This is a genomic window from Deltaproteobacteria bacterium GWC2_65_14 (assembly GCA_001797615.1).
In the GTDB taxonomy this organism is placed as follows: domain Bacteria; phylum Desulfobacterota; class Deferrimicrobia; order Deferrimicrobiales; family Deferrimicrobiaceae; genus GWC2-65-14.
This window is the reverse complement of the sequence record MGPV01000050.1, coordinates 3,267-15,207: the sequence shown is the minus strand read 5'-3', so window position 1 is coordinate 15,207 and position 11,941 is coordinate 3,267. Positions and strand designations below refer to the sequence as shown.

Sequence of the window (11,941 nt, the reverse complement as noted above, 5' to 3'; positions counted from 1 at the left end):
GATCCACGTGGCCGATCGTCCCCACGTTCACGTGAGGCTTCTTCCGCTCGAACTTCTTCTTGGCCATAGCGTTTCCTCCCTTTCGCGGGGTGTCCCGTCAGGCGCCCTTCACCTTCGCGACGACTTCCTCGCTCACCGAGACGGGAGCGGGCTCGTAATGGTCGAACTGCATGGTGTATGTGGCCCTCCCCTGCGTCTTCGAGCGCAGGTCGGTGGCATATCCGAACATCTCCGCGAGCGGGACGTGGGCGGCGATCACCTGGGTTTTCCCGCGGGACCCGATCTTCTGGATCCGTCCCCTTCTCGCACTCAGGTCGCCGATCACGTCTCCCATGTACTCATCGGGGGAGACGACCTCCACCGCCATGACCGGCTCCAGGAGCACGGGAGCGGCGTCGGCGCAGGCGGACTTGAAGGCCATCGAGCCGGCGATCTTGAACGCCATCTCCGAGGAATCCACCTCGTGGTACGATCCGTCGACGAGGGTCACCTTGACGTCCACGACCGGGTATCCGGCGACACCGCCGTTTTCCGACGCCTCGCGGACCCCCTTCTCCACGGCCGGGACATACTCCCGGGGGACGGTCCCTCCCACGATCTTGTTCACGAATTCGAGACCCAGGCCCTGTTCGTTCGGCTCCACGGTGATCCACACGTGCCCGAACTGCCCCCGCCCGCCGGTCTGCCGGATGTAGCGGCCCTCCCGCTTCGCGCTCCGGGTCACCGTTTCCCGGTAGGCCACCTGCGGCCGCCCGACGTTCGCCTCGACCTTGAACTCCCGCATCATGCGGTCGACGATGATCTCGAGATGGAGCTCGCCCATCCCCGAGATCAGCGTCTGCCCGGTCTCCTCGTCGACCTTCACCCGGAAGGAGGGATCCTCCGTCGCCAGCTTCTGGAGGGAGATGCCGAGCTTCTCCTGGTCCGCCTTCGTCTTCGGCTCGATCGCGATCGCGATGACCGGCTCGGGGGCGGTGATCGACTCCAGGACGATCTCGTGGTCCGGGGCGCAGAGGGTATCCCCCGTGTAGGCGTTCTTCAGCCCCACACAAGCGACGATGTCCCCCGCGTACACCGACTTGATCTCCTCCCGCTTGTTCGCGTGCATCTTCAGAAGCCGCCCGATCCGCTCCTTCTTCTGGCGGGTGGGGTTGTAGGCCTGGTCGCCCGAGTTCAGGGATCCGGAATAGATGCGGAGGAAGGTGAGCTGCCCGACGTAGGGGTCGGTCATGATCTTGAAGGCCAGGGCCGAAAAGAATTCGTCGTCCGACGGCTTCCGGAGGACGACCGAATCATCCCTCGGGTCGATCCCCTCGACGGGGGGGATGTCCAGCGGGGAGGGGAGATAATCGATCACGGCGTCCAGCAGCGGCTGGATTCCCTTGTTCCGGAAGGCGGTCCCGCACAGCACCGGGATGATCCTGAGCCCGATCGTCGCCTGCCGGATCGCCCCCGCAAGCTCGGCGACCTCGATCCCGGCGCCGGAAAGGTACTTCTCCAGGAGGGAGTCGTTCACGTCGGCCAGCGATTCGAGCAGTCGCTCTCGCGCGGCGTCGACCTGCTCCCGGTATTCCTCCGGGATCGGTTCCACCCGGTACTTCGCCCCCAGGATGTCCTCGTCCCACACCAGGGCCCGCATCCCGACCAGGTCGAGGATCCCCCGGAACTGCTCCTCGGACCCCAGCGGAAGCTGCACCGGCACCGGGTTGGCCCCGAGCCGCTCCCGCATCATCCGGATGACCCGCTCGAAATCGGCTCCCGTCCGGTCCATCTTGTTCACCAGCGCGAGGCGCGGGACCCGGTACTTGTCCGCCTGCCTCCAGACGGTCTCGGACTGGGGCTCGACCCCTCCCACCGCGCAGAATACCGCCACGACGCCGTCCAGGACGCGCAGCGAGCGCTCCACTTCGATCGTGAAGTCCACGTGACCGGGAGTGTCGATGATGTTGACCCGATGTTCCCTCCAGGAGCAGGTCGTGGCCGCGGAGGTGATCGTGATCCCACGCTCCTGCTCCTGCTCCATCCAGTCCATCGTCGCGGTCCCTTCGTGGACCTCCCCCATCTTGTGGGAAACGCCCGTGTAATACAGGATCCGCTCGGTCGTCGTCGTCTTGCCGGCGTCGATATGGGCCATGATCCCGATGTTTCGGGTCTTTTCCAGCGCGATCGCTCTTGCCACGTTCCCTTTCCTCTCCGCCTCTCCGGGGAATCGGCCGCCCGTTACCAGCGGTAGTGCGCGAAGGCCTTGTTGGCCTCCGCCATCTTGTGGGTGTCTTCCTTCTTCTTCACCGTCAGGCCGCGGTTGTGGAAGGCGTCGAGCAGCTCCGCCGAGAGACGGTCCACCATCGTCTTCTCCCCGCGATCCCTCGCGAAACCGATCAGCCACCGGATGCTCAGTGCGAGGCGCCGCTCCGGCCGGATCTCGATGGGGACCTGGTAGGTCGCTCCGCCGACCCGGCGCGACTTGACCTCGAGCACGGGTTTGATGTTCTCGATGGCCTTCTTGAGGACCGAGACCGGCTCCTCCTTCGTCTTGTCCCGGAGGATCTCCAGCGACCCGTAGACGACCTTCTCCGCCACGCTCTTCTTCCCGTTCCGCATGACCCCGTGGATCATCCTCGCCACGAGCGGATCCCCGAACACCGGATCCGGCCGGATTTCCCGTTTTGTAACCAACCCCCGCCTCGGCATCAGACAAACCTCCTCAACGTGTGTCCGTCGTTCCCACGCAAACAGCCACCCTCATGCGGGGATCGTCTCCCCCGACGAAGGTGCCGATCGAACTGTTTCCCGTTCCGGCGGAAGCGCCGGGAATAGGCCGGTACTGCCCGTGCAACGGTTAGGGAAAGCTATTTGGGTCGCTTGGCTCCGTACTTCGACCGCGACTTCCGTCTGTCCTGGACACCAACGGAATCCAGCTTTCCGCGAATGATGTGGTACCGCACGCCGGGGAGGTCCTTCACCCTGCCCCCCCGGATCATGACTACGGAGTGCTCCTGGAGGTTGTGCCCCTCGCCCGGGATGTAGACGGTCACCTCGACCCCGTTCGTCAGGCGCACGCGGGCGACCTTCCGGAGGGCCGAGTTCGGCTTCTTGGGAGTCGTGGTGTACACCCGCAGGCAGACTCCCCGCTTCTGGGGACATTTCTCCAGCGCGGGGGAATCGCTCCGGTAGGCCACCGCCCTGCGTCCCTTCCGGACCAGCTGATTGATCGTGGGCATTCCTCACCTTTCCCCGAACCTTCGGCTATTTCCTGAAGACGTAAAAACGTTAAATTACCATGACCCGTTTCCCCTTGTCAACCGACTTCTTCCTCTTCCGTTGTCTCCCCGTTCATCGGGATCTCCTCCGACTCCTCCTTCACCTCGGAGGGGAGCGGGGGATCCGCCTCCATGGCGACCATCCGGTAGATCTGCCCTCCGGTTCCCGCGGGAATGAGTCGTCCCATGATGACGTTTTCCTTCAGCCCCGCCAGGTTGTCCACCCGCCCGTGCACCGCCGCGTCGGTGAGGATCTTCGTCGTCTCCTGGAACGAGGCGGCGGAGATCCAGGACTCCGTGGAGAGGGAGGCCTTCGTGATCCCCAGCAGCTGGGGATCGGCCTTCGCGGGCTCCTCCTTGTTCTCCAGGATCTTCTGGTTCTCCTCCCGGAAGATCGATTTCTCGACGCTCTGGCCCACCAGAAAGTTCGTGGCCCCCGGCTCGCTGATCTTCACCCTCCGAAGCATCTGCCGGACGATGACCTCGATATGCTTGTCGTTGATCCGGACCCCCTGGAGGCGGTAGACCTCCTGGATCTCGTCCACGAGGAACCGGGCGAGCTCCTTGTCCCCCAGGACCCGCAGGATGTCGTGCGGATTGGGCGACCCGTCCATGAGCGGCTCGCCTGCGCGGACCCGCTCCCCGTCGTGCACGGTGATATGCTTCCCGCGCGGGATGGTGTACTCCCGGGGTTCTCCGATCTCCGGAACGACCTGGATCTTCCGTTTCCCCTTGAAGTCCTTTCCGAGCCGGACCACCCCGTCGATCTCCGCGATGATCGCGAACTCCTTCGGCTTCCGGGCCTCGAACAGCTCGGCGACCCGTGGCAGCCCCCCCGTGATGTCCTTCGTCTTGGTGGTCTCCCGGGGTATCTTCGCGATGATGTCGCCGGCGAGGACCTCCTGCCCCTCCTCCACCAACATGTTGGAACCGATCGGCAGCAGATAGCGCGCGTCGCTGCTGGATCCCGGCAGCTTCAGTGTCTTGTTCTGTTTGTCCTTGATCGAGATCCGGGGACGGGCGTCGAGATCCCTGGGCTCGATGATCACGCGGGTCGAGCGGAAGGTCACCTCGTCGACCTGCTCCCGCATCGTGCCCCCTTCGATGATGTCCCCGAACTTGATGATCCCGCTGACCTCCGTGAGAATCGGAATGTTGTAGGGGTCCCACTCCGCGAGCCGATGCCCCTCCTTCACCTTTTCCCCGCCCTTCACCATGAGGGCCGCGCCGTAGGTGATCTGGTACTTCTCCCGCTCCCGGTTGTTCTCGTCCAGCACCACCAGGTAGCCGTTCCGGTTCATGGCCACCTGCTTCCCTTCCTTGTTCTTCACCACGGTGAGGCCCTGGAAGCGGACCTTCCCGGGGTGCTTCGCCTGGATGTAGCTCTGCTCGACGAACCGGGACGCGGTTCCCCCGATGTGGAAGGTCCGCATCGTGAGCTGGGTCCCGGGCTCCCCGATCGACTGGGCGGCGATGATCCCGATCGCCTCCCCATCCGCCACCATCTTCCCCCGTGCGAGGTCCCGGCCGTAGCACAGCGCGCAGACCCCCCGCTTGCTTTCGCAGGTCAGGGCGGAACGGATCTTCGCCTCGTCGATCCCGGACATCTCGATCTGCCGGGCCGTTTCTTCCGTGATCTCCTCGTTCGCCGACACGAGCAGCTCCCCGTCGGCGTTGAACAGGTCCTCGAGCGCCACCCGTCCCAGGATCCGGTCGGAGAGCCGGTCGATGATCTCCCCGCCCTCGATCAGGGCCCGGACGTGAATTCCGTCGAGCGTCTGGCAATCCCTCTCGACGACGATGCAGTCCTGGGCCACGTCGACCAGCCTCCGGGTGAGGTACCCGGAGTTCGCCGTTTTCAGCGCGGTATCCGCCAGTCCTTTCCGCGCACCGTGTGTGGAGATGAAGTACTGCCCCACCGTGAGCCCCTCGCGGAAGTTCGAGGTGATCGGCGTCTCGATGATCTCGCCGGAGGGCTTCGCCATCAGCCCCCGCATCCCCGCCAGCTGACGCATCTGCTTGTCGGAGCCCCGGGCGCCGGAATCGGCCATCATGTAGATGGGGTTGAAGCTGGGGACTTTCATTTCCTTCCCCGCTTTCGTCTTGATGATCTCCGTTCCCATCTCCCGGATCATCTCGGAGGCGATCTGCTCGGTGGCCGCCGACCAGATGTCGACGACCTTGTTGTACCGCTCCCCGTTCGTGATGAGGCCGTTCCGGTGTTCCTCCACGACCGCCTCGACCTCCGCGGTCGCCTTGTCCAGCAGCGTTTTCTTGTTGCTCGGGATCTTCATGTCGTTCATGCAGATGGAGATCCCGGAGAGGGTCGCGTACTGGTACCCCAGCTTCTTCAGCTGGTCGGAGAGGATCACCGTCGCCTTCTGCCCGCAGTTCCGGTAGGCGACGTCGATCAGATCCGCAAGGTCCCGCTTCTTCATGACCTTGTTCACCTGGGAGAAGGGAACCTCGGGAGGGACGACCTCGTTGAGCAGCACCCGCCCGACGGTGGTCTCCGTGAGTTTCCCGTCCACCCGGACCCGGATCCTGGCCTGGAGCCCCACGGCCCCGGCGTCGTAGGCGATCCGCACCTCGTCGAAAGAGGCGAAGGCCCTCCCCTCGCCCGTGGCCTCCTCCCGAGGGCGGGTCAGGTAGTAGATCCCCAGGACGATGTCCTGCGTGGGGCTGATCACCGGCTTCCCGTGGGCGGGCGAGAGGATGTTGTTCGTGGACATCATCAGGACCCGCGCCTCCATCTGGGCCTCGACGGACAGCGGAACATGGACCGCCATCTGGTCGCCGTCGAAGTCCGCGTTGAAGGCGGTGCAGACCAGCGGATGGAGCTGGATCGCCTTCCCCTCGATCAGGACCGGCTCGAAGGCCTGGATTCCCAGCCGGTGGAGCGTCGGCGCGCGGTTGAGCATCACGGGAAGCTGGCGGATCACCTCGTCCAGAGCGTCCCAGACCTCCCGCTTCTCCCGCTCGACCATCTTCTTGGCCGCCTTGATCGTCGTCGCGTACCCGTGCTCCTCCAGTTTGTTGAAGATGAAGGGCTTGAAGAGCTCCAGCGCCATCTTCTTCGGAAGCCCGCACTGGTGGAGCTTGAGTTCCGGCCCCACCACGATCACCGAGCGGCCGGAGTAGTCGACCCGCTTCCCCAGCAGGTTCTGGCGAAACCGTCCCCCCTTCCCCTTCAGCATGTCGGAGAGCGACTTCAGCGGCCGCTTGTTCGAACCGGTGATCAGCTTCCCGCGGCGGCCGTTGTCGAACAGGGCGTCCACCGACTCCTGCAGCATCCGCTTCTCGTTCCGGATGATGATCTCCGGGGCGGAGAGGTCGAGCAGCCGCTTGAGCCGGTTGTTCCGGTTGATCACCCGGCGGTAGAGGTCGTTCAGGTCCGAGGTGGCGAAGCGTCCCCCGTCCAGCGGCACCAGGGGACGCAGGTCGGGCGGAAGGACCGGGATGACCCCGAGGACCATCGACTCCGGACGCTGCCCGCTGTCCCGTAACGCCTCGACGATCCTGAGCCGCTTCGAGATCTTCTTCTTCTTCGCCTCCGAGGCGGTGTCGACCATATCCCGGCGCAGCTGCTCCGATAGCTTGTCGAGGTCGAGCCTCTTCAGAAGGGTGAGCACCGCCTCGGCGCCCAGGCCGGCCTGGAACGCGTCGCCGTGCTCCTCTTTCTTCTCACGGTAGCGGGACTCCGACAGGACCTCCATCGGCTGCAGGTCGGTCTTTCCGGGGTCGAGGACGATGAACTTCTCGAAATAGATCACCGCCTCGATCTCCTTCATCGGCATGTCGAGGAGGGTGGCAATCCGGCTGGGAAGGCTCTTCAGGAACCAGATGTGCGCCACCGGGGAGGCCAGCTCGATGTGCCCCATCCGCTCCCGGCGGACCTTGGACTGGATGACTTCCACGCCGCACTTCTCGCAGACGATCCCGCGGTGCTTCATCCGCTTGTACTTCCCGCAGTTGCACTCGTAGTCCTTGATCGGGCCGAAGATCTTCGCGCAGAAGAGGCCGTCCCGCTCCGGCTTGAAGGTGCGGTAGTTCAGCGTCTCCGGTTTCTTCACTTCCCCGTGGGACCACTTCCGGATCTGCTCCTGAGATGCGATGGAAATCCGGATACCGGTAAAATCGATCGGATCCTTCGGCTTTTCAAATCGAGGGAAAAGGTCTTCCACTTCGGGCCTCCCGTTTCTATTCCGCAGCCTCGATCGCGGCCTATTGTTCGTTTCCGCTCTGCAGTTCCACGTCGAGTCCGAGCGCCTGGAGCTCCTTGATCAGCACGTTGAAGGACTCCGGCAGTCCCGGCTCGAGCGAGAAGTTTCCCTTCACGATCGCCTCGTACATCCGGGCGCGTCCGGGCACGTCGTCCGACTTCACGGTGAGGAACTCCTGGAGCGTGAAGGCGGCCCCGTAAGCCTCCAGGGCCCACACCTCCATCTCCCCGAGCCGCTGCCCCCCGAACTGGGCCTTCCCGCCCAGCGGCTGCTGGGTCACCAGCGAGTAGGGTCCCGTGGAGCGGGCGTGGATCTTGTCGTCCACGAGGTGGTGCAACTTCATCATGTACATGGCCCCGATCGTGACCCGCTGCTCGAACGGAAGCCCCGTCATGCCGTCGAAGAGCAGCGTCTGCCCGGAGTCCGGCAGCCCCGCGGCCTGCAGCATCTCCCGGATTTCCTGCTCGTTCGCCCCGCTGAAGACCGGGGAGGCCATGAACACCCCCTGGGACAGCCGCGCCGCTGCGCTTCGGACCTCGTCGTCGGTCAGGGAGTCGAGATATTCCGCGAACCTTTCGGACCGGTAGATCTTGAGGAATCCCTCCCGGAGCGCCTTCGGCCCGTACTCCCGCTCGAGGATGTGCTGGAGATTCTCCCCCAACCCGCGTGCGGCCCACCCCAGATGCGCCTCCATGATCTGGCCGACGTTCATCCGGGAGGGAACCCCCAGGGGATTGAGGACGATATCGACGGGAGTCCCGTCCTCCATGTAGGGCATGTCCTCCTCCGGCACGATCCGGGAGATCACCCCCTTGTTCCCGTGACGGCCGGCCATCTTGTCCCCGACGGAAAGCTTCCGCTTCATCGCGATGTAGACCTTCACCATCTTCAGGACGCCGGGGGGAAGCTCGTCCCCCTTCTGGAGCCTCGAGATCTTCTCCTCGAACAGCGCCCGCAGGAGGCTCACCTGGTCCTGGGCGACCTGTGAAATGTCCGCCAGCCGCTCCCGGACCGTCTCATCCTCCTCCACGGAGATCGACGCCCACATCTCCTTCGGGATCTCCTCCAGCAGCTCCTCGGTGATCTTCTTCTTCCTGGACAGCAGCACCTCCGAGCGGTCCTCGGAGGTAAGCCTCGTCGCGGAAGTCTTCCCGACCAGCAGGTTCCGCATCTTTCCGTAGGCGGTCTCCAGGATGATCCGGATCTCGTCGTCCTGGTCGCGGAGCAGCCGCTCCGTCTCCCTCTCCTCGAAGACCCGGGCCCTCTCGTCCCGGTCTCCGCTCTTGCGGATGAACACCTTCGCGTCGATGACGATCCCCTCGATTCCGGGAGGAACCCGCAGGGAGGAATCCTTCACGTCCCCGGCCTTGTCCCCGAAGATCGCGCGGAGCAGCTTTTCCTCGGGGGAGAGCTGGGTCTCCCCCTTCGGGGTGACCTTCCCCACGAGGATATCCATCGGCTTCACCCGGGCCCCGATCCGCACGATCCCGCTCTCGTCGAGGTCCTTGAGCGACTCCTCGCTGATGTTCGGGATGTCGTCGGTGATCTCCTCCTTGCCGAGCTTCGTCTCCCGGGCGACGCACTCGAATTCCTCGATGTGGATCGAGGTGAAGATGTCCTCCTTGACGATCTTCTCCGAGACGAGGATGGAATCCTCGAAGTTGTAGCCCCTCCAGGGCATGAAGGCGACCAGCACGTTCCGCCCGAGGGAAAGCTCCCCCTCGCTCGTGGCAGGACCGTCCCCGATCACCTCTCCCGCCCTCACATTCTGCCCGAGCTTCACGATCGGCTTCTGGTTGATGCAGGTGTTCTGGTTCGATCGGCGGAACTTCACCATCTTGTAGATGTCCGCCCCGTATTTCCCGGCCTTGTCCGGCTCGTTTGGCCGGATCACGATCCGGCGGGCGTCGACCGACTCCACCGTCCCCCCCCGGCGCGCGATGATGGCGGCACCCGAGTCCCTCGCGACCACCGATTCCATCCCGGTCCCGATGAAGGGAGGCTCGGTCCGCAGCAGCGGCACCGCCTGGCGCTGCATGTTCGACCCCATCAGCGCCCGGTTCGCGTCGTCGTGCTCCAGGAAGGGGATGAGGGAGGCGGCGACGGAGACGAGCTGGTTCGGGGAGACGTCCATGAGGGTGACCTCGGACGAGCGTACCATCGCGAACTCCCCCTCCTGCCTCGCGATGACCACCTCCCGAACGAACCGTCCGGTCCCGTCCAGCTGCGCGTTCGCCTGTGCGATCACGTGCCGTTCCTCTTCCATCGCCGAGAGGTAGACGATCTCTTTCGTGACCGTTCCATCCCGGACCACCCGGTAGGGGGTCTCGATGAACCCGAACTCGTTTACCCGTGCGAAGGTGGAGAGCGATGCGATCAGCCCGATGTTCGGCCCCTCCGGCGTCTCGATCGGGCAGATCCGGCCATAGTGGGTCGGGTGCACGTCCCGGACCTCGAACCCCGCCCGCTCACGGGTCAGTCCCCCCGGCCCGAGGGCGGAGACCCGCCGCTTGTGCGTCACCTCGGAGAGCGGGTTCGTCTGGTCCATGAACTGCGACAGCTGGGACGAGCCGAAGAACTCCTTGATCACCGCCGAGACCGGCTTCGCGTTGATCAGGTCGTGCGGCATCAGCGTCTCGATATCCTGCAGGCTCATCTTCTCCCGGATCGCCCGCTCGACGCGGACCAGCCCCATCCGGAACTGGTTCTCGATCAGTTCCCCCACGGTCCGGACGCGCCGGTTTCCGAGGTTGTCGATGTCGTCCGCCTCCCCGAAGCCGTTCTTCAGGTTGATCAGGTACCGGATGACCCGGAGAATGTCCTGGTACCGGAGGACCGTCGTGTCCAGTTCCTCGTCCGAAACGCCGAGCTTGTGATTGAGCTTCAGCCGGCCCACGCGGGAGAGGCTGTAGCGGTCCGGGTTGAAGAACATGTTCTCGAACAGCGCCCCGGCGGCCTCCTTGGTGGGGGGATCGCCCGGGCGCATCTTCTTGTAGATCTCCTTCAAGGCCTCGTCCCGGTCCCGGATCTTGTCGTTCACCAGCCCTTCCCAGATCGCCCGGTCGGAGTTCTCGAGGGTGAAGACGGAAAGGGTCTGGATCTTCCTCTCCCGGATCGTTCCGAGCGAATCCTCGGTGATCTGCCCCCCGCACTCGAGGAGGACCTCCCCGGTCTCCGGATCCGCCACGTCCGAGACGACGACTTTCTGCAGGAGGTCGTCCAGAGGGATGGAGACGGTCCCGAAGGCGACCCCCTCGAACCGCTCCACCCGCTTCTTGCTGACCTTGGTCCCCTTCTTGAAGGCGATTTCATTCGTCCCGGGATGCCGGATCTCCACCGGCATCTTCAGGCCGGTCATCAGCTCGGGCCGGAAATTCTTGGTATACCGGTCCCCCTCGATGGTCACCTCCTCGACCTCGTAGAAGGTGCGGAGAAGCTCCTGCGTGCTCATCCCGATCGCCCGGAGCAGGATCGCGATGGGGAACTTCCGCTTCCGGTCGATCTTCACGAAGAGCATGTCCTTGTGGTCGAACTCGAAGTCGAGCCAGGAGCCGCGGTACGGGATGATCCTGGCCGAGAAGAGCACCTTGCCGGAGGCGTGGGACTTTCCCTTGTCATGCTCGAAGAACACCCCGGGGGAGCGGTGCAGCTGGCTCACGATGACCCGCTCGGTCCCGTTGATGATGAAGGTCGCGCGGTCCGTCATGAGGGGGATCTCCCCGAAGAAGACCTCCTGCTCCTTGACGTCCCGGATGGTCCGCGCATTCGTCCGCTCGTCCACGTCGAAGATGACGAGCTGCACCGTCACCTTGATCGGGGCGGCGTAGTTCATCCCCCGTTCGCGGCACTCGTCCTCGCTCCATTTGGGCTGGCCGATGGCGTAGGAGATGAACTCGAGGGAGGCTCTCCCGTTGTAGTCGTGAATCGGGAAGATCCCCTTGAAGACCGTTTGCAGCCCGCTGTCCTTCCGCTGGGCCGGAGGGACGTCGATCTGCAGAAAATCGTAGTAGGACTCCTGCTGCGCCTCGATCAGGTTCGGTATCTCGATCACCTTGCCGATTTTCGAAAAGTCGATCCGCTTCACGCGGTTGCTATAATCCAGATACGCCATCTTCTCACCCCGGGGCACTCGGCGATAGTTGAGGGGCGGAGGACGCCAGCCGTCCCCCGCCCTGGTTCCTCGACCGGTCCGATGCCTACTTGATCTCCGCCTTGCCCCCGGCCTCTTCGATCTTCTTCTTCATTTCCTCGGCGGTCTTCTTGTCGACCCCTTCCTTGACCGGCTTCGGCACTCCCTCGACCAGGTCCTTCGCTTCCTTCAGCCCCAGGCCGGTGAGCTCTCGGATCACCTTGATCACCTGGATCTTCTTGTCGGCGAAATCGGTCAGGACCACGTCGAACTCGGTCTTCTCCTCCGCGACGGCAGGAGCTGCGCCGGGCGCCGCGCCGTGGGCGAAC

The 11,941-nt window shown here is 64.3% G+C and carries 6 protein-coding genes (1 of these 6 running past the window's edge); all 6 read right to left on the bottom strand.

Annotated features, from left to right (window positions below):
* Positions 1-97: 97 nt before the first annotated feature.
* Positions 98-2,179, bottom strand: coding sequence for a translation elongation factor G (locus A2X88_05620; protein ID OGP33549.1), 2,082 nt, complete (start codon positions 2,177-2,179; stop codon positions 98-100).
* A gap of 41 nt (positions 2,180-2,220) precedes the next feature.
* On the bottom strand, positions 2,221-2,691 hold the full coding sequence (locus tag A2X88_05615; GenBank protein OGP33548.1) for a 30S ribosomal protein S7: 471 nt from the start codon (positions 2,689-2,691) through the stop codon (positions 2,221-2,223).
* A 158-nt stretch (positions 2,692-2,849) separates the two neighbouring features.
* A complete protein-coding gene (locus tag A2X88_05610) occupies positions 2,850-3,221 on the bottom strand; it encodes a 30S ribosomal protein S12 (protein OGP33547.1) in 372 nt (123 codons plus the stop codon).
* A 77-nt stretch (positions 3,222-3,298) separates the two neighbouring features.
* Complete coding sequence (locus A2X88_05605; protein ID OGP33546.1) at positions 3,299-7,444, bottom strand: DNA-directed RNA polymerase subunit beta'; 4,146 nt, start codon at positions 7,442-7,444, stop codon at positions 3,299-3,301.
* Positions 7,445-7,484: 40 nt separating this feature from the next.
* On the bottom strand, positions 7,485-11,594 hold the full coding sequence (locus tag A2X88_05600) for a DNA-directed RNA polymerase subunit beta (protein ID OGP33545.1): 4,110 nt from the start codon (positions 11,592-11,594) through the stop codon (positions 7,485-7,487).
* An 85-nt stretch (positions 11,595-11,679) separates the two neighbouring features.
* Positions 11,680-11,941, bottom strand: partial view of a 50S ribosomal protein L7/L12 gene (locus tag A2X88_05595; GenBank protein ID OGP33544.1) — the 3' portion only. 116 nt of this gene lie beyond the right edge of the window; only the last 262 of its 378 coding nucleotides appear in the window; its start codon lies off the right edge, out of view — the gene reads right to left on this strand; the stop codon is at positions 11,680-11,682.

Coding starts and splice junctions, on each gene's coding strand:
- A2X88_05615 (OGP33548.1), bottom strand. CDS start 2,691: ATGCCGAGGCGGGGGTTGGTTACAAAACGGGAAATCCGGCCGGATCCG.
- A2X88_05600 (OGP33545.1), bottom strand. CDS start 11,594: ATGGCGTATCTGGATTATAGCAACCGCGTGAAGCGGATCGACTTTTCG.
- A2X88_05610 (OGP33547.1), bottom strand. CDS start 3,221: ATGCCCACGATCAATCAGCTGGTCCGGAAGGGACGCAGGGCGGTGGCC.